The 18765-nt window shown below is 57.4% G+C and carries 20 protein-coding genes; 15 read left to right on the top strand and 5 right to left on the bottom strand.

Annotated features, from left to right (window positions below; translation table 11 throughout):
- Positions 1-12 precede the first annotated feature (12 nt).
- From Q334_RS0107420 to Q334_RS0107410, 3 genes are read left to right on the top strand one after another with little or no spacing between them, the layout of a single operon-like run.
- Entirely contained in the window at positions 13-1473 is a 1461-nt protein-coding gene (locus Q334_RS0107420; RefSeq protein ID WP_155888972.1) for an NAD-dependent succinate-semialdehyde dehydrogenase, read from the top strand.
- On the top strand, positions 1470-2372 hold the full coding sequence (locus Q334_RS18395) for an SMP-30/gluconolactonase/LRE family protein (RefSeq protein ID WP_051527604.1): 903 nt from the start codon (positions 1470-1472) through the stop codon (positions 2370-2372). Before Q334_RS0107420 ends, Q334_RS18395 begins: the two co-directional genes overlap by 4 nt.
- Positions 2373-2374: 2 nt before the next feature.
- Entirely contained in the window at positions 2375-3139 is a 765-nt protein-coding gene (locus Q334_RS0107410; protein WP_027312646.1) for an SDR family NAD(P)-dependent oxidoreductase, read from the top strand.
- On the opposite strand, the gene Q334_RS0107405 is transcribed toward Q334_RS0107410, so the two are convergent.
- Complete coding sequence (locus tag Q334_RS0107405) at positions 3140-4042, bottom strand: LysR family transcriptional regulator (RefSeq protein ID WP_211249511.1); 903 nt, start codon at positions 4040-4042, stop codon at positions 3140-3142.
- Between the two features lie 122 nt (positions 4043-4164).
- Between Q334_RS0107405 and Q334_RS0107400 the strand changes: the two genes are divergently transcribed.
- The 11 genes from Q334_RS0107400 (at position 4165) to Q334_RS0107350 (ending at position 13900) form a co-directional block, all read left to right on the top strand.
- Positions 4165-4866 (top strand): CoA transferase subunit A, encoded by a 702-nt coding sequence (locus Q334_RS0107400; RefSeq protein WP_027312644.1) that lies wholly within the window; start codon positions 4165-4167, stop codon positions 4864-4866.
- An 11-nt stretch (positions 4867-4877) separates the two neighbouring features.
- Positions 4878-5534, top strand: coding sequence for a CoA transferase subunit B (locus Q334_RS0107395; protein WP_027312643.1), 657 nt, complete (start codon positions 4878-4880; stop codon positions 5532-5534).
- Positions 5535-5719: 185 nt separating this feature from the next.
- A complete protein-coding gene (locus Q334_RS0107390) occupies positions 5720-6763 on the top strand; it encodes a serine/threonine protein kinase (RefSeq protein ID WP_027312642.1) in 1044 nt (347 codons plus the stop codon).
- Complete coding sequence (locus Q334_RS0107385) at positions 6760-7272, top strand: GNAT family N-acetyltransferase (RefSeq protein WP_027312641.1); 513 nt, start codon at positions 6760-6762, stop codon at positions 7270-7272. The genes Q334_RS0107390 and Q334_RS0107385 overlap by 4 nt, the downstream gene beginning before the upstream one ends.
- A gap of 26 nt (positions 7273-7298) precedes the next feature.
- On the top strand, positions 7299-8069 hold the full coding sequence (locus Q334_RS19925; RefSeq protein ID WP_051527603.1) for a substrate-binding periplasmic protein: 771 nt from the start codon (positions 7299-7301) through the stop codon (positions 8067-8069).
- Positions 8070-8145: 76 nt separating this feature from the next.
- A complete protein-coding gene (locus Q334_RS0107375; protein WP_027312640.1) occupies positions 8146-8838 on the top strand; it encodes an MOSC domain-containing protein in 693 nt (230 codons plus the stop codon).
- A gap of 69 nt (positions 8839-8907) precedes the next feature.
- Entirely contained in the window at positions 8908-9969 is a 1062-nt protein-coding gene (locus Q334_RS0107370) for a hypothetical protein (RefSeq protein ID WP_027312639.1), read from the top strand.
- Between the two features lie 126 nt (positions 9970-10095).
- Positions 10096-11268: a response regulator gene (locus tag Q334_RS18385; RefSeq protein ID WP_051527602.1), complete on the top strand. Its 1173-nt coding sequence runs from the start codon at positions 10096-10098 to the stop codon at positions 11266-11268.
- Positions 11265-11936, top strand: coding sequence for a sensor histidine kinase (locus Q334_RS0107360; RefSeq protein ID WP_027312638.1), 672 nt, complete (start codon positions 11265-11267; stop codon positions 11934-11936). The genes Q334_RS18385 and Q334_RS0107360 overlap by 4 nt, the downstream gene beginning before the upstream one ends.
- 1 nt (position 11937) lies before the next feature.
- Positions 11938-13110, top strand: coding sequence for an ATP-binding protein (locus Q334_RS0107355; protein ID WP_027312637.1), 1173 nt, complete (start codon positions 11938-11940; stop codon positions 13108-13110).
- Between the two features lie 7 nt (positions 13111-13117).
- Positions 13118-13900 carry a mechanosensitive ion channel family protein gene (locus tag Q334_RS0107350; protein ID WP_027312636.1) on the top strand — a complete coding sequence of 261 codons (783 nt, stop codon included), beginning with the start codon at positions 13118-13120 and terminating at the stop codon, positions 13898-13900.
- A gap of 54 nt (positions 13901-13954) precedes the next feature.
- Here Q334_RS0107350 and galU read toward each other — a convergent pair whose 3' ends face one another.
- The gene (gene galU / locus Q334_RS0107345) at positions 13955-14824 is read right to left on the bottom strand and encodes a UTP--glucose-1-phosphate uridylyltransferase GalU (RefSeq protein WP_027312635.1); all 870 of its coding nucleotides are present in this window, start codon (positions 14822-14824) and stop codon (positions 13955-13957) included.
- A gap of 30 nt (positions 14825-14854) precedes the next feature.
- Positions 14855-16174, bottom strand: a complete 1320-nt coding sequence (locus Q334_RS0107340) for a 3-deoxy-D-manno-octulosonic acid transferase (protein ID WP_081414384.1) — start codon at positions 16172-16174, stop codon at positions 14855-14857.
- A 62-nt stretch (positions 16175-16236) separates the two neighbouring features.
- On the opposite strand from Q334_RS0107340, the gene Q334_RS0107335 reads away from it, so the two are divergent.
- On the top strand, positions 16237-17253 hold the full coding sequence (locus tag Q334_RS0107335) for an NAD-dependent epimerase (protein WP_027312633.1): 1017 nt from the start codon (positions 16237-16239) through the stop codon (positions 17251-17253).
- Between the two features lie 20 nt (positions 17254-17273).
- Here Q334_RS0107335 and Q334_RS0107330 read toward each other — a convergent pair whose 3' ends face one another.
- Positions 17274-18032, bottom strand: coding sequence for a spermidine synthase (locus tag Q334_RS0107330; protein ID WP_027312632.1), 759 nt, complete (start codon positions 18030-18032; stop codon positions 17274-17276).
- Between the two features lie 62 nt (positions 18033-18094).
- Complete coding sequence (locus Q334_RS0107325; protein ID WP_162157422.1) at positions 18095-18730, bottom strand: NlpC/P60 family protein; 636 nt, start codon at positions 18728-18730, stop codon at positions 18095-18097.
- Positions 18731-18765 lie beyond the last annotated feature (35 nt).

Below are 18765 nucleotides of genomic sequence, written 5' to 3'. Positions count from 1 at the left end.
CCTGAGGACGCTATGCTGACACTAAGCTCCCCCGCCCTGCTCAAAGACCGCTGCCTGATTGGTGGCCAATGGCGCGCCGCCGATAGCGGCCAATGTTTTAGCGTGACCAACCCAGCCACCCAGGCCGAGATTATGCAAGTGCCGAAAATGGGACGCCGCGAAACGGAGCAAGCTATTGCCGCCGCACACCAGGCCCAACCCGCCTGGGCCGACCTCACCGCCAAGGAGCGGGGTCGCTTACTGCGCCGTTGGTATGAGCTGTTAATGGCCAACCAGGAAGACTTGGCCCGCATTATGACGGCGGAGCAAGGTAAACCCCTGGCAGAGGCCAAGGGTGAAATCGCCTATGCCGCCTCCTTCCTGGAATGGTTCAGTGAAGAGGCCAAACGCATCTATGGCGATGTCATCCCCACCTATCAGTCCGACCGCCGCATTTTGGTGCTGAAGCAACCTGTTGGCGTCTGTGCCGCCATTACCCCTTGGAACTTTCCCGCGGCGATGATTACCCGCAAGGCCGGCCCCGCCCTGGCGGCAGGCTGCACCCTGATTATCAAGCCCGCCTCGCAAACCCCACTGACCGCCCTGGCGATGCTGCACCTGGCCGAGGAGGCCGGCATCCCAGCGGGGGTACTGAATATCGTCACCGGCTCCGCCAGTGAAATTGCCAAAACCCTGACGGACTCACCGCAGGTCCGTAAGCTGTCCTTTACCGGCTCGACTCCGGTGGGCAAGCAGTTGATGAAAGACTGTGCCGACACCCTGAAGAAGATCTCACTGGAGCTGGGCGGCAACGCGCCCTTTATCGTCTTTGATGATGCCGACATCGATGCCGCTGTAGCGGGCGCCATGCTGTCCAAATTCCGTAATTCCGGGCAAACCTGTGTGTGCGCCAACCGCTTCTATGTTCAATCAGGGGTATATGAGGAGTTTTGCCGCAAGCTGGCCGCCAAAGCCGCCGAGCTTAAGGTCGGCGCGGGTGATCAGGAGGGGAGTGAGCAAGGCCCGCTGATCGATAACAAAGCCCTAGCCAAGGTCGATGAGCATGTGCAGGATGCGCTGAATAAGGGTGGTCGCCTGCTTTGCGGGGGCGCGCCCCATGCCCTGGGTGGCAGTTTTTACCAACCCACCGTGATTGCCGATGCTAATCAGCAGATGCTGGTTGCCCGGGAAGAAACCTTCGGCCCGCTGGCGCCGGTGTTTAAGTTCAGCGACGAGGAGGAGGTCATCCGCTTGGCCAATGACAGCGAATACGGCCTGGCAGCCTACTTCTACAGCCGTGATATCGGCCGCATCTTCCGCGTGGCGGAAGCCTTGGAGTCCGGCCTGGTTGGCGTCAATGCCGGCGTTATCGCCACCGAAGTCGCCCCCTTTGGCGGCTTTAAAGAGTCAGGGCTGGGACGGGAAGGCTCGAAGTATGGCATCGATGACTATGTCGAAACCAAGTACGTCTGCTTGGGGGGCATCTCGGCATGAGTGCTATTGAGGTCGCCCTGCCGGTTAAGGCCAAGCTGGGAGAATGCCCGCGCTGGGATGAACAAAGCCAGCGCCTGCATTGGGTCGATATTGATGCCTTTGAGCTGCACTGTTTTGACCCCGCCACTGGGGAAGACCAGTGGCGCCGCTTCGAGGAAGAAATTGGCTGCTTTAGCCTGGGTGTAGAGGGTGGCTTTGTCTTGGCCATGCGCTCCGGCTTCTATCTGCTGGATGACTGGCAGGGGCCACTGATCCCGATCGCCGATCCGGAAGCCCATCTGCCAGGCAACCGCTTTAACGATGGACGCTGCGATGCTGCAGGCCGCTTACTGGCCGGCACCCTCTATCCCCCCAAAGATCACGGGGGCGCTAACCTTTATCAGTTGGATGGCGATTTGCAGGTGCGTTTATTGCAGGACGATGTACTGACCAGTAATGGCATTGCCTTCAGCCCGGATAATCGCACCCTCTACTTCAGTGATACGCCGCGTCATGTGATTTACGCCTACGATTACGACCTGACCACCGGCCAGGCTAGCAACCGCCGCGTTTTTCACCAGTTTCCCTATGGCCAGGGGCGCCCGGATGGTGCCGCCGTCGACAGCGAAGGCTATTACTGGAGCGCCCTCTATGAAGGGGGCCGCATTGTTCGCCTCAATCCAGCGGGGGAAATCGTAGCGGAAATCGCCGTTCCCGCCCGTTGCCCCACCATGGTGGCCTTTGGCGGCGACGACCTGCGCACCCTTTATATCACCAGTGTGGGTAACCGCCCCGACGAGGAGCAGGCACAGTACCCCCTTGCCGGTGCGATCTTCAGTCTGCGTACCGAGGTAGCAGGCTTAGTCGAGCAGCGCTTCCGCCTCAGTCCCTCTGCCCGCGACCGTCTGACGAGAATCTAACCATGGCACAGCTTAGTAACCGTTACCCCAGCCTGGAGGGCAAAGGGGTGTTTATTTCCGGCGGTGGTTCCGGCATTGGCGCCGCCATGGTCAGCCACTTTGTCGCCCAGGGCGCCAAGGTGGCCTTTATTGATATCGATGTGGCGGCCAGCGAAGCCCTCTGCGCCGAGCTTAAGCAGCGCCATGGTCAGGCCCCCTGGTTTCAACCCTGTGATGTGCGGGATATTGCCGCCTTGCAACAGGCCATCCAGGCGGCCCATGCCGCCCTTGGCAATCTGCAGATACTGATCAATAACGCCGCCAAGGATGACCGTCACCGTCTTGATGAACTGACCCCGGAGTACTGGGATAACTGCCTGCAGCTCAACCTGCGCCATCAGGTATTTGCTGCCCAGCAGGCCGCCCGGGTGATAACGGAGGGTGGTTCTATCATCAACCTTGGCTCCATCAGTTGGATGCGTGGCCGTCCCGGCATGGTGGGCTACACCACCAGCAAGGGTGGTATTCATGCACTGACCCGTACCCTCGCCCGTGAACTCGGCCCGCAGGGAATTCGGGTCAATGCCGTGGTGCCAGGCGCGATTCTGACCCCACGCCAGCAAGCGCTTTGGCTCACCCCCGAGCTCAATCAGGAATTCATCGATTTACAGTCGTTGAAGTTCCGCCTGCAGGCGGAAGAAGTGGTGGCGATGGTGTTGTTCCTTGCCTCGGACGACAGCCGTGGCTGTGCCGGACAAAGCTTTATTGTTGATGGCGGCCTGGTCTGATCAGACCAGAATCCGTCCTTTCAGCTCGGCATCGATAATCTGCACCATCGCCTCCCCGGCGCTGGAGAGCGGATAACGGCGGCGCCGGTACAGTCCCACCGCCCGCGTCACCTTCGGGTGGCGCAAGTGGCGCCAATGCCCGCCCTGCTGCTCAATCAAGGGGATGCAGAGTGCCGGTACCACGCTCAAGCCCAGGCCACAGACCACCATGCGGATAATGGTCATCAACTGGTGCGACTCAAACTCGATACTGAGCTCCAGACCCAGCTGCTCCACCGTTTGCACAATTAACTCACGCACCAGCGAGGGGGCCTGCAGGGTCAAAAAAGGCGCCTGGGTCAATTGGCTCCAGCTCAAACTGTCATGCTGCAAGAGCGGATGCTCCGGCGGTAAAACCGCGACAAACTGCTCCTGGTAGAGGGGTTCAAACATCAGGTCCTGCTCGGTCTCCACCTCAAAGGCAATCCCCAGCTCCACCCGGCCAGAGCGCACCATGTCTACCACGGTTTCTGCCACCACATCCTGCACCCGCACACTAATCTGCGGATAGGCCTGACGATAGGCCGCCAGCACCGTCGGTAGCTGGTAGCTGGCAAAGGAAGGCATCGCCGCAATATTGAGGCTGCCGCGCTGACGGGAAAATTGGTTATGCAAATCCTGCAGGGCTTCATCCCAATCAACCAATAAACGCTTGGCCACGGGCAAAAACTGCTCGCCTTCAGGCGTCAGTGCCAAGGTACGGGTAGTGCGCACCAGTAAGCGGCCACCCACACTCTCCTCCAGCTTTTTGATCGCAATACTCAGTGCCGGCTGGGATAAATGCACCAGCTCAGCGGCCTCCGCAAAGCTGCGGGTACTGGCTACTGCAACAAAAGCACGCACCTGTTTGATCGACACATTCATAAATTTATTAAAACAATTCTTCTGTTGTTTAAATTTGTTAAATCATAGCAGCTCGGCCAAGCTAGGCTCCACTTGCTTTGATCAAAGCCTGATCAGAGCCAAAACAACAATAGGAGTGGCACATGTCCGGTTTCGACAAAGTCGTACACAGCTACGAAGAAGCCATGGCGGGTCTGACTGACAACATGACCGTTATCGCCGGTGGTTTTGGTCTTTGCGGTATCCCTGAAGGCTTAATCGGCCAGATCAAGCGGATGGGAGTAAAGGGCCTGACTGTGGTTTCCAACAACTGCGGGGTCGATGGTTTTGGCCTGGGCATCCTGCTGGAAGACAAGCAGATTCGTAAGATGATTGCCTCCTACGTGGGGGAAAACGCCCTGTTCGAGCGTCAACTACTATCAGGCGAGCTGGAAGTGGAGCTGACTCCGCAAGGCACCCTGGCGGAAAAAATCCGCGCCGGTGGTGCGGGCATTCCCGCCTTCTTTACCGCCACGGGTTACGGCACGCCGGTTGGTGAAGGCAAAGAAGTACGGGAATTCAATGGCCGCCACTACATTCTGGAAGAGTCCATTACCGGTGACTTTGCCATCGTCAAAGGCTGGAAGGCCGACCGCTACGGCAACGTGGTCTATCGCCACACCGCGCAAAACTTCAACCCCATGGTGGCCACCGCAGGTCGTATTACCGTGGTTGAGGTGGAAGAAATCGTCGAGCCCGGTGAGCTGGAACCCAGCCAGATTCACACCCCTGGCATCTATGTTAACCGCGTGATCAAAGGCACCTTTGAGAAGCGCATCGAGCAACGCACCCTGCGCAAAGGTTAAGGAGACTCACCATGGCACTTACCCGTGAACAAATGGCCCAACGCGTTGCCCGTGAACTGCAGGATGGCTACTACGTCAATCTTGGCATTGGCATTCCCACTTTGGTTGCCAACTACATCCCAGAGGGGATGGAAGTCATGCTGCAATCGGAAAACGGCTTACTCGGCATGGGGCCCTTCCCCACCGAAGAAACCGTTGATGCCGACATGATCAACGCCGGTAAACAAACCGTCACGGCGGTCAAGGGCGCTTCGATTTTCTCCTCCGCCGAATCCTTCGCCATGATCCGTGGTGGTCACGTTGATCTGACCGTGCTGGGTGCGTTCGAAGTGGATGTGCAGGGCAACATCGCCTCCTGGATGATTCCCGGCAAGCTGGTTAAAGGCATGGGTGGGGCGATGGACTTGGTCGCCGGTGCGGACAACATCATCGTCACCATGACCCACGCCAGCAAAGATGGCGAGTCCAAGCTGCTGCAACAGTGCAGCCTGCCCCTGACCGGTGCCGGTTGTATCAAGCGGGTGCTGACCGACCTGGCCTTTGTCGAAATCAAAGACGGCAAGTTCTGGCTACTGGAACGCGCTCCTGGCGTCAGCGTGGAAGAAATCGTGCAGAAAACCTCTGGTGAAATGGTGGTGCCTGAGCACGTACCAGAGATGCAGTTCTAAGCGGCGCTCGCCAACGGCTTAGCTAAAAAGTTGCTACCCGCGCACCCTGGTTACTCGTGACAGGGTGCACACCTCTCCTGGCATTTCGCAACCCTCTGCAATACTTGCTAGCGCAATTTGCCAGCAGCCCCCGCCTGACTCTTCTATAATGGCGCCTCTGTTACTAGCTGGAATAAGCGTCCGCCATGGTCGATGCCCCCTCGAATCAACACCCCTATGCTCGCCTCGATCCTGATTTGATGCTGGATGCAATCGAATCCACCGGTCTGCTCAGCGATGCCCGCCTGCTGGGCTTAAACTCCTATGAGAACCGCGTCTACCAAGTCGGTATCGAAGGCCATGCTCCGCTGATTGCCAAGTTCTACCGCCCTGAGCGCTGGAGCGATGCGGCGATTCAGGAAGAACATACCTTTACCCGCCAATTGCGCGCCGCAGAACTCTCGGTGGTTGCCCCCCTCACCTGGGCGGAGCTGGTCGCCGATTACAGTGCCGAAGCGGGGGACGACTATCAGGCCGAGCAAACCCTGTTCGAATATCAAGGCTTCCGCTTTGCGCTCTTTCCCCGCCAGGGCGGTCACCCGCCCGAGCTGGATAACCCCGAGCACCTTTATCAACTGGGACAGACTCTGGGGCGCTTCCATGCCCTTGGCGCCACCACCGCCTTTCAAGCGCGTCACCAGTTGAGCATCGACCTCTATGGTCATCAGGCGCGCACCACGCTACTGGCCTGCCCGCTGTTACCCAATTGGCTCCGCGGCGAATACGAACAAAAAAGCGCCGAACTGCTGGGTTTAGTAGAGCAACGCTGGCACAGTCTGCAGCCACTTACGCTGATCCGGGTGCATGGCGACTGCCACCCCGGCAATATGCTCTGGCGCGATGAGCGGCCCCATTTTGTCGACTTCGATGACGCCATGATGGCCCCAGCAGTGCAGGACATCTGGATGCTATTAAGTGGCGATGCCCAGCAACAACAACTGCAGTTGGCGGAAGTGTTAGAGGGTTATGAGGAATTCTTTGCATTTGATCGCCGCCAGCTACGCCTGTGCGAAGCCCTGCGTGCCCTACGCCTATTGCACTATAGCGCCTGGCTGGCTAAGCGCTGGCAAGACCCGGCTTTCCCGTTACACTTCCCCTGGTTTGAGCGGGAGTCCTATTGGCAGGAGCATCTCAACGCCCTGCACCTGCAAACCCTAGCCCTACAACAACAGGAGACCTGGTTGCCATGAACCTGCCGCGCTTAGCGACTACGGCTGATGCAGAGGCCATTGCGGCCCTCCACACCCTGAGCTGGCAACAAACCTATGCCGCCATTCACAGTGCCCGTTACCTGCACGAGCAACTACCTGGTGAGCAACGTCAGCAGTGGCAAGCCCGTCTGGCTTCCCCCAGTCCTGGTGAGCAAATCTGGCTACTGGAAGAGGATGGCCGTCTGCAGGGTTTCTTAAGTTTAAAACCTGAAGCAGAACCCGAATGGGGCGCCTTGCTGGATAATCTACATGTACACCCGGACTTTCATGGCCAAGGGCTTGGCTATCAGCTGTTTATTCATGCCTGCCAGTGGCTACATCAGCAGGGTAAAAACAACCTGCATTTATGGGTATTTGCCCAGAACCGCAGTGCCATTGCCACCTATCAGCGCTGGGGGGCCGAGCATGTCGAAAGCCTCGAAGAGGCACTGCCCGATGGCCGGGTGGCGGAAGCTTGGCGGATGTTCTGGCCACAGCTGCCCCTCTAACTATTGATCCGGCTAGGAGACAGCGGATGCGAATACGGATAGTTACCTTCCTCACCCTAGCCCTCCTTACCCTGTCACTGCAGGCCAGCCCCAAACTGCGCTTGGCCTATGCCGATATTGAGTCCTTTCCCTATCAAACCGGCCAGGGTAGCGCACTGGCGCATCCCCCTGGTATTGCCGTTGAACTGATTCAACAGGCGGCGGCCAATTTACAGATCGAAATCGAACTGATCCGTCTGCCCGGTAGCCGCATTTTGAAAGAGTTACAGGCTGGCACCCTTGATGGCGGCTTCATGTACTCCTATCAGGATTCACGTGCCCTGTGGGCCGCCTATCCCATGCGGGGTGATCAGCCCGACCCTCACTATCGCCTCGCCACCTTGGATTATGTGCTCTTTCAACGCCAAGACAGCAAGCTGCACTGGGATGGACAGCACTTTACCCCCTCCCAACCAGTTCTGGGTGCCAATAGTGGCTACTCCATTGTGAAAGACCTGCGCGATGCCGGTTACCTGATTGAGGAAGCCCGCACCACAGGACAAAACATTCAGAAACTACGTAGCGGGCGCATTGATGGCTATATTGCCCAAGCCCTGGTGGTGGATGCTTATCTGGCCCAACAGGGCATTACCGATATCCACAAATCCAGTCCTGCACTGCGCAGCAAAGACTACTTCCTGATTTTTAGCCAAGCCTTCTATCAGCAATCGCCTCAGCAGGTGCAGGCATTCTGGGATGAATTAGCCCGTATCCGCGATACTTTTACCGAGCAGGCCATCAAGCGCTACGAAGACTAAAACCAACACACTGGCAGGGCTGGCAGAGCCATCTAGACTTGCCAGTGTTATTCCCTTGTCACGCCAGGACAGTGCTGTGCTCAATATTGAAATTCTCGGTCTCTATCGTGGCCTGCCAACCCAGGCCTATGGCCTCACCAGTGCGATCAATAACAAGCATGCTGTGGAATGGTTAGACATTCGCCCTGGCGGCATTGCCGGAGATGGCCAGGGTGATAAACACCACCATGGTGGCCCAGAGCGGGTGCTACATTGGTTTAGCCAGGAAAGTTATCAACTGCTGCAACAACAGGGATGGCTACCTGCTCGCCTTCCCACTGCTGCCCTGGGCGAGAACCTACTCAGTCGCGGCTTAACCGAAAGCAACGTGTACCTAGGCGACCAGTTTGCCCTGGGCAAAGCGGTGGTGGAGGTGTGCCAGCCCCGCGCCCCCTGCTACCGCATAGATAGACGCTTTGGCCGCCAGGGCTTAGCGGCCCACTGCCAACAAAGTGGACGTAGCGGCTGGTTTTGCCGGGTCCTCCAACCCGGTCGGCTGTACCTGAATGACAGCCCTTGTCTACTTGAGCGACAAACTGATATCAGCATCCACCAATTGATGCTGGACTTTTACGACCCTCAGTCAGGCCCAGCGCAATGGCAACAGCTGCTGAGTTTACCGGCCTTATCCTCCTCTTGGCGGCGCCAACTGCAACAACGTCTGCAACAGGGCAAACTGGAAAGCTGGCTACCACGCTTGCAGGGGCCTGGGCATCTCCCACCACTGTAGCCCCTGGCCTGGACAAGCCAGTGCTATCCAGGTAAAGCTATCTGCTACTTTAGGAGTAAGGAAAGCGCTATGCGTATCAATCGTCAGGACATGGATGAGGCCTGCCAAGCATTACAGTTGCCCGCCCACACCAGTGCAGCCCTGTGGCAAAAGCTACAAGAGCGCCAGCTAAACCGTGCGCACTTCAGCTTTACCCACATTCTCTATTACTTCGGCGGCTTAATGGCGATCTTCGCCATGACCCTGTTTATGACCCTCGGCTGGGAAAGTTTTGGTGGCTGGGGTATCTGTCTGCTGGCGCTACTCTATATCGCAGGCGGCTTAGCCCTGGCGCACTACCTGCTACAGCACAAGCGGCTCCCCATTCCCGCCGGTATTCTCGCCACCCTGGCCATCTGTCTGGTGCCACTGGCGGTGTTTGGAGCACAAATGGCCCTGGGTTACTGGCAAGAAGATACCCACTACCGCGACTACCATCGCTTGGTTGATTGGCGCTGGCTAGGCATGGAGCTGACCACTCTGGCTGCGGCAGCCATTGCACTCTGGTGGTTTCGTCTGCCTTTTATGATGATGCCAGTCGCTGTCACCCTCTGGTATCTGAGCATGGATCTCACCCCCTGGCTCCTGCAGTTAGAAGATGCCGGTAACTGGGAACTGCACTGGGAATTACGCCGTTGGGTATCCCTCTATATGGGCTTGCTCATCCTATTGCTGGCCCTCTGGATTGATCTGCGTAACCGCAGTCAACAAGACTTCAGCTTTTGGCTGTATCTGTTTGGCCTGCTGGCCTTCTGGGGGGCGCTGAGCAGCATGGAGTCGGACTCGCAACTTAGCAAGTTCATCTATTTTTGCTTAAACGTTGGCTTGATCCTGTTTGGTGCCTTAGTCGTACGTCGCCTTTTTGTAGTCTTTGGTGGCCTGGGCAGCTTTGGCTATCTGGCTTATCTCGCCTATGACGTTTTTGCCAACAGCACCCTTTTCCCCTTTATTCTCTCAGGCCTGGGGCTGGGGCTGGTCTACCTTGGTGTACAGTGGCAACGTCATGAAGTAGCCCTGCGCCAACGACTCGTCAGTCTCTTACCAGCCAACCTGGCTAACCAACTGGAGGCATTGCAGCTAAAACGCCATTAACAAGCTGATAACACAAGGAAAGTGTCTATGCTTATGAATGCCCAGCAACGGTTAAAGCATCGGGCTTGTGAGGCCGATAACCTGTCAGCATGCATAGCGGACGCCCTACAATAATAAGAGGTAACAGTGAGCCGCATCGATTACAGCAACAAGCGCTTCCTGGTCATTGATGATCTGGTTGAAGCTCGCTCCATGGTCAGGGATGCACTGAAAGAGGCCGGAGCCACCAAAATCGACATTGCCATGTCGGCCAATGCGGCGATGGAGTACCTGCGCACCCGCAAGTACGACCTCATCCTGTCGGATTACAACCTGGGCAAAGGCCGTGATGGCCAGCAAATCCTGGAAGAATCTCGGCTGAATCAACTGGTGCCGAATGTAGCGGCCTTCATCATGATCACCGCGGAAACCACCCCAGAAATGGTGATGGGGGCGCTGGAGTACCAGCCCGATGGTTACATCACCAAGCCTTTTACCCGGGCGGAACTCAGCCGCCGCATTGAGCGGATGCTCAAGCAAAAAGAAGCCCTACGCCCCATTAACGAGCTGCTCGACAAACAAGACTGGGCAGCCGCGCTGGAACAAACCAACCAGCTGCTGGAGAGCCAACCAGGCCTGTCCGGTAAGCTCATGCGCATTAAAGGCAACCTGTTGCTGGAAAATAACCAGTACAAAGAAGCCCGTCAGTTCTACACCAGCCAATTAAAAGACCGACGTATGCCTTGGGCACTCTATGGTTTAGCCCGGGCCTGCTACCACATGCAGGACTATGACAAAGCCATTGAGTACTTGGAAAAGCTGATGATGGACAACGAATACTTTGTCCGCGCTGATGACCTGCTTGCCCAGGTAAAACTGGCACAAAAGCGCCCCCAGGAAGCGCAGGAAATCCTGCAAAACGCGCTACTCAAATCCTCCAAAGCGGTCTTACGGCAAATGGAGCTGGGTAAAGTCGCCAGCCTCAATCAGGATTGGAGCGTGGCGGAAGTCGCCTATAAAAAAGCCATTATGCTGGCAAAACATTCCGTTTATTGCACCCCAGAAAACTACCTTGGCCTGGCTAATACCATTATCAAACAGCTCGAACAGGGCCAATCTCCGCCACGCCAAAGCATGGCGCAAATGGAGGAAGCCCTGAAAACCGTGCATGAAGACTTCAGCCGGGAGTGGGAAGCCAGAGGCCGCGCCTTGGATTTGGCCGAACGCCTGGCCAAGGTGCAACAAGACAACAAGGGCCTGCAAGAAGTTCAACGGCAACGCCAGGAACTGCTGGCGCAACAACAGGAACAAGCCTCATGAGTGACAGCCAGCTGGATGTTCGCCTGGTACTGGCCGGCACCGTCCATGAAAGTAAAAACCGCCTGATCCATATGCAACAGCTGCTTGAGCAACTGCGCGCCCATCCCGCCAGCCAGGATGGCGCCTTAGCCAGCGCCCTAGCCTCCCTGGAGCAGGATGTCCGCAAGGTCAACCATGACCTGGTGCGGATGTTGCAACTCTATCGCCTCCATGCTCACAACTACACCCTGCAGCCGGATAGCCATATGCTGCTGGAGTTTCTGGAAGACCAACTGTTCTTTTTCCAGCCCATGCTGGACACCAAGGATCTGCATATCAGCATTGATGCCGATGACGAACTGGTTGCCTGGTTCGATGCCACGTTGATGGAACTCACCCTCAGCACCATCCTCTTCAATGCCCTCGACTTTGCCTTCAAACAGATCCAGATCCGTGCTTGGGCAACCGAAGGCTATGTCTGTATTCGAATCAGTGATGACGGCCAAGGCTTTAGTGAGCAAAGTCAGGAACGACATGGCATCGATGCTGAACTCCACACCGGCCTGGGGTTAACCTTTGCCCGTTCCGTGATGGCCCAACATGAGGCAGCCGGCTGCCTCGGCGAGGTGGTTACCGGACGTGACGACACCCTGGGCGGTGCCTTTGTCGAGCTCAGGTTGCCCGCCTAAGATGCAGTGGCTGCCCTGGCTCAAACCCGTCCCCCCTCAGCCCGTTGCCCGCCCGCAGGGGCTCGATTGGCAGCCTTTTCGCCGTCACTTACAAACCCTGCCCGAACCAGTTCGCCAAGCCCTAACCCTGGCCCCCTTAGCAGCAGGCTCTGAGCTGCTACATGCCAGCTTTGCCCCCTGTCAGGCACTGCTCGACCAGCTTTATGGCTGGCGCCAAGGACAACGCACCTGCATTGCCTTACTCGGTGGCGAGGCCTCCGGCAAAAGCACGCTACTGAACCAAGCACTGGATATCGCCAGTTCTGACTTAGTCTGTCAGCAACTACGCCTGCCCGCCCGCCTGAACTCCAGCATTGAATGGTGCCAACTGCTGGCTGATGGTTTGGAGCTTGGCGGCAGTCGCAGCCTGACGGATCTGATTGAGCGGCTCAATCACTTAAGCCCACGGGTGATAGCGCTGGATAACCTGCATGCCCTGGCGGGGCGGCAGCCAGGCATGCAGTCCCTGCGTGAAGATGTCTGCTATACCCTGTTGCAGACCAGCCACCAGCACGCCTGGGTGCTAAGTGCCAGCACCGCGGTATGGCAACGACTGGGCTGGCAATGCGCCTTGGATGAAATGGTAACCGCCACCGTGCGGCTACCGGCCTGGCCCGCCGAAGATTTTAACGCGGCTTTGCAGCGGCGCCTGCAGCGCTTACAGCAAGCGGGCTTGACCTTCTGCCTGCAATCCGCCGATCCCGGTCAAGAACAATGCCAACTACTGGATTACCACAGTCTGCTGGAACCTCTGCATCAACTTAGCCAGGGCAATCTCTATGCTGGGCTCTACGCCCTACTCAGCGCCTGCCAGTGGCAAGCCCCCCATACTCTGCTGCTCACCCCCCTGGCACTGCCGGACCTAAAACAACTACGGGAACTGCGCGCCGATGACTACCTGTGTCTAGCCGAAGTCTTCAGTCATGGTCACTTAAGAGTCAGCGAACATGCCGAGCTGTTTCAATCCAGCCTGCAACAAAGCCATCTGCAACAAAGCCATCTGCAACTGCGACTATTACAGGAGTCAGGCTTACTGCTAAGCCAGGGCGAAGGGCTGCAGCAGAGCTTTAGCATCAACCCACTCTATGCCACCGCTCTGAGCCGACAACTCAGTGGCCGTAACCTGCTGTACTGAGGGAAAAATGGATACCCCCCTGCTCCCGTTGTTACTGGACCTGCTCTCTTGGCCGATGATCGCCGCCACCCTGGCGGTACTCCTCCTGGCCTGGTTACTCAGCTACCTGCTCGGCGCCCTGGGCCGCCTGCTCTTGCAACACTATCCCCATTACCGCTTACGCATTCCCGGCATTCTGCTGGTGCTGCGTCTGCTGCTCGGCATCACTGTACTGACTTACTTAACCTTCGGCCTCTGGGGCTTGCCGAATGAAATGCTGCTCGCATTACTGGCTTCCTCCGGCATCGCCTTAGGCCTCTCTGCCCAGGATGCCTTGAAGTCTTTTGTCGCGGGGATTCTGATGCTGTTTGAACGCCCCTATGTACAGGGGGACATGGTCGCTATCGGCAGCCATTATGGCGAAGTCATCCATATCGGTCTGCTCAGTACACGCCTGCGCACCTTTAATGACGACACCATTATCGTGCCCAACAGCGAGGTGATGCGGCAAAGTCTGGTCAATGCCAACGGCGGTGAACTGTCTGAGCTGGTCGCCATCGACTGGTGGGTACCGGCGCAACTTTCACTGCAGGAGTGCATGGAGGCCTTACCCGCCCTCGTCCGTCACTCCCCCTATTGTTTGCTCAGTCGCCCAGTGGTGTGCGCCTTTAGCAGTCAGCATGACCACCAACCCAACCGACTGCTGACGTTAAAGGCCTATGTTGTCGATGTACGCTTTGAACGCCGCTTTGCCAGTGATGTGCAGCTACGCCTCGACCAATGGCTGGCAAACAAAAACCCCGCCAGTTAGCGGGGTTTTTGTACCCTTCAGGAGCCCCTGAAGGCAAAAAGTACAGTAGCAAGATTACTGCTGCAGTTCCTTCAGATAGGCGCCAAAGCCCTTGCCCAACTCAGGATGACGCAGGCCAAACTCCACATTGGCTTTCAGGTAACCCAGCTTAGAGCCGCAATCATAGCGAATGCCAGGGAACTCATAGGCCATCACCCCTTCTTCACCAATCAGGCGGGCAATGGCATCGGTCAGCTGAATTTCGCCACCGGCACCCGGAGCCTGGGTTTCCAACAATTCAAAAATACGTGGTGTCAGCACATAACGGCCTACGACCGCTAAGTCAGAGGGCGCTTCCTCTACCGGTGGTTTTTCCACAATGGAGGTCACCTTGGATACCCGTGGTTCCAAGTGCTCAGGGGCAATCACCCCATACTTGCTGACCTGGGCCATAGGCACTTTTTCCACCGCTACCATCGACTGATGATATTGATCCGCCAGCTCAATCATCTCCGACAGGGTGCCACGGCCTTCGTTATAAATCAGGTCATCCGGCAGGATCACCGCCACCGGCTCGTAACCTACCAGGGGACGGGCACAGAGTACCGCATGACCAAGACCCAGGGGCTTGGGCTGACGAATAAAGGCAAAGGACACCCCTTCCGGGATCACTTCCTGCACCAGCTTGAGCAGCTCGTGCTTGCCGCCATCGCGCAGCTGGTCTTCCAGACCGGCGTTGTAATCGAAGTGATCGGCAATGGACTCTTTAAAGCTGCTGGTGACAAAGATGATGTCACGCACGCCAGCGCGCACCGCTTCTTCCACCGCATACTGCACCAGGGGCTTATCCACCACCGGCAGCATTTCCTTGGCCACGGCCTTGGTGGCTGGCAGAAAACGGGTACCCAGGCCGGCCACCGGGAAGATCGCTTTACGGACTTTCATAAGATTCTCGCACTCAAACAATAAGGCTGCTTAATCGGCGCTGAGGATTGCATCAACCCAAACCTGGGGCGCCGCCACCTGGCCAAGTTGGGTAAGCTGAATTCGGCTGGGCTGGCTTAACTGCTGACGCAGCATAGCAGCCAACTCGGTCACCGATGCACACTGCACTAACGCCCCCTGGGCGGCGAGTTCATCGGTGAGTGCCTGAAAATTAAACATGTGCGGCCCACACAAAGCAAGCCGCCCGACCTGTACCGGCTCAAAGGGATTGTGACCGCCATGAGCAATCAAACTGCCGCCAACAAAGCAGGCATCCGCCAGGGCATAAAAAAACTGTAGTTCCCCCAGGGTATCAATAATAAATACCTGGGTATCGGCAGCCGGCTGCTGCTCCACACTACGGCGGGCATAACGCAGCCCCGCCGCTTGGGCATAGCCTATAATCTGTGCCACCCGTTCGGGGTGGCGCGGCGCCAACAGCAATAATGCTGTCTGTCCCTCCGCCTGCCATTGCTGTTGCAACGCTAGTAAGGGCTGCTCTTCCCCTTCATGGGTACTGGCCGCCAACCAGCAAGCCCGCGCAGGCAGGTGCGCGGCACGCCAGGCCTGCGCCCGTTCGATCAATCCTTCCGCCACCGGCATCGCCAGCTTCAAGTTACCGACGACCTGGATGACCTCACCCGGCACCCCCAGTTGCTGCAAACGCTGCGCATCGGCCGGATACTGTGCCCCCACCCAACTCAGTGAGGCCCAAACGGGAGCCAGTAATGCCTGCACCCGTTGATAACCAGCAAAAGAGCGGGGGGATAAACGGGCATTGGCCAGGCTTACCGGCAAGCCCTGCTGGCGACACAAACGCACCAGCTCCGGCCATACTTCAGTCTCCATCAGCACCAGGCCACGGGGAGCCAACTGGCGTAACCAGGGGCCAAGCAACCAGGGCAGATCGAAGGGTAAATAGAGCTGGGGCACATCCGCCATCAGCGCCTGGCCTCGGGCCCTACCTGTGGGTGTGGTATGGGTCAAAATCAGTGGCAGTTCGGGGTGCTGCTGACGCAGCCAGCCAACCAAAACCGAGGCTGCCTGGGTCTCCCCCACCGAGCAGGCATGAATTAACAACGCCTGGCGGGGCAATGCCTGGCGCTGTTTGGCACTCAAGCAGCCCAAGCGCTCCCGCCAATGCTGGCGATAGGCCGGCTGGCGACGGCCACGCCAATATAAACGCAGCAATAAGAATGGCAGTGCGAGGCTAAACACCAGCAAATACAGCAATCGGGCCATGGATATGCCTAGTCGAAAAAATCCGCGCCATTCTACCAGCCAGGGACGAATACGTCCCGCTTCAGACATTTACCCTGCGCTTGGTATACAATGCCCGCCTGCCAGCAGGCCTGATTGCAGAGGAGGTAGGCATGAAAGTACTGGTAACCGGCGCCGCAGGCTTTATCGGCTCCTATGTGTGTCGCGCGTTACTCAAGCGCGGTGATAGCGTGGTGGGCATTGATAATCTCAATGACTACTATGACCCCAGCCTGAAGGAAGCCCGCCTGCAGCATATCCAGGCCCAGGGTGGTGACTTTCAGTTTATCCGCATGGATATTGCTGATCGTGCCGCAATGGAGCAACTCTTTACCGAGCAGGGCTTGCAGCGGGTCGTGCATTTAGCCGCCCAAGCCGGGGTACGCTACTCCATTGATAACCCCCACGCCTATGTGGATGCCAACCTGGTGGGCTTTATCAATATTCTTGAGGGGTGCCGCCATCATCAGATTGAACACCTGGTGTATGCCTCCTCCAGCTCTGTCTATGGCGCTAACGAGACCATGCCTTTCTCGGTGCATGACAACGTCGATCACCCGTTATCGCTCTACGCCGCCACCAAAAAAGCCAACGAGCTGATGGCCCACACCTACAGCCACCTCTACCAACTCCCCACTACCGGCCTACGCTTCTTTACCGTTTACGGCCCCTGGGGACGGCCAGATATGTCGCCGTTCAAGTTTGCCGATGCGATCCTCAAGGGTAACCCCCTGCAGGTGTTTAACTATGGTCGCCATCGCCGCGACTTCACCTACATCGATGACATCGTCGAGGGCATTATCCGTACCCTGGATAAACCCGCCAGCGCCAATCCAAAATGGTCGGGTCTCTCCCCTGATCCCGGCAGCAGCCGTGCCCCTTGGCGGGTATATAACATCGGCAATCAACAGCCGGTAGAACTGCTCGACTACATTGCCGCCCTGGAAGAAGCCATTGGCCGCAAGGCAGAAAAACAGATGCTGCCGATGCAGCCAGGGGATGTGCCTGACACCTATGCCGATGTTGAGGCCCTGGCCCAGGCGGTAGGCTATCGCCCCCATACACCCCTCAAGGATGGGGTGCGGCGCTTCGTCAAATGGTATCTGGAGTTTTACGGCTATAACCGCTGAGCACAGCTAACGATAACGACTCACCCGCCGGGGCGTAAGCGATTGAGCAAGCGCCCCAGCGGTAATTGCAATTGCCGCCCCAGCTGCCGGGCCTGATCAACCTGAGCACGACTCAACCCAGCCAACGCCTCCCCCTGGCGAGCAAACACCACCACATTGCCTTCTTCCACTGGACACAGCCAGTAGTGGGGAAACACCTCTGCCAAGCGCGCCTCATCCTGGGGACGGCCACTGTTACCCTCCTGCCAATGATTCAGCACCAACCAACCCCGCTTACCCAGTACCCGCCCACAGGCCTCAAGAAAGCTCTGCTGTCCCTGCTCCGCCGCCATACCCTGCTCCAGATACAGGTCAGTCAGAATCAGGTCGAAGCTGTTATCGGGGCAGCTGCGCACCACTTCCAGCGCATTGGCCCGCAGTAACTCCATGCGCGGGTGACTGGCCGGAAAAGCAAAAAACTGCTGGGCCGCCTCAATCACCCCTTGGCGCAACTCCACCACCTGAATACTCAGCGCCGGTTCAACCCGCAATAAAGCCTGCGCCAGGGTGCCGCCCCCCAGACCTAACACCAATGCCCGCTGCGGCCGTTCATGCAGCACCAGGCTTAACAGCATCGCCTGCACATAGTCGTACTCAATCCAAAACGGATTCGTGCGCAAGATGCAGGCTTGCTCGGTCTCCGCTTCATCACCGAAACAGAGGTAGCGATAAGGGCCACCATCGATGACGCGGATTACCCCCCACTCATCGTAGGCGCGATAAATTTCTTGCTCAGCCATGGCACTCGACTCCTGCCCTGGCCATACGCCAGGCAGACAACGGACAAGGTGTTGCCACCACTTCAATGGGAGGCCAGCAACGCCGTACGGGCAGCACGCTCAGAGGGAATCAGCTTCATTGGCCGACCAAACACCGGGCGCTTATTCCAGAAACCGGTTACTGGACGCAGGCTGATTTTGCCTGCATTGGAGGATGCATCCCATACCCACACCTGGCCTTCGTTATCAACATGGGAAAACACCGCCACATGGGTCTGATAGCCTTTGCCTTTCGGGTCGAGGAAAATCCAGTCGCCCTTACGCAGTTGCACAAACTCGGTTAACGGATGGGTGTTATACAGATAGAGCGCATCGGCGGTGACGTCTTTTTCATAGCCATTGCGATACTTAAAGCCCTGCAGACCTAACTGCTGGAAGCTCCACACCAGAATACCGGAGCAATCAAAACCCTGACGCTCAGACTGCCCACCCCACACATAGGGCTTGTCAACCTGGCTCTGCACCTTGGCCAACACCTGCAACTGCTCCTGCTCGCTCAAAGGCTCCTGCACTAAGCTGCCGCTAAAATAGCGCAAGGCGGGTTGTTGCTGAGGTTTAGCCTGCTGACCACCACAACCCACCAATCCTAAACTGACCGATAAGACCAAACTGAGCGGAACCCAGCGCTTCACCTGTTTGGAGACTCGTTCTATCATCATGACCTTCATGTCTGTTCAGTGCCTCGTCTAACCTT

The sequence above is a fragment of the Balneatrix alpica DSM 16621 genome (assembly GCF_000619885.1).
GTDB lineage: Bacteria > Pseudomonadota > Gammaproteobacteria > Pseudomonadales > Balneatricaceae > Balneatrix > Balneatrix alpica.
Note: the sequence above shows the minus strand (reverse complement) of the source record. Positions and strands in the feature narration are given on the sequence as shown.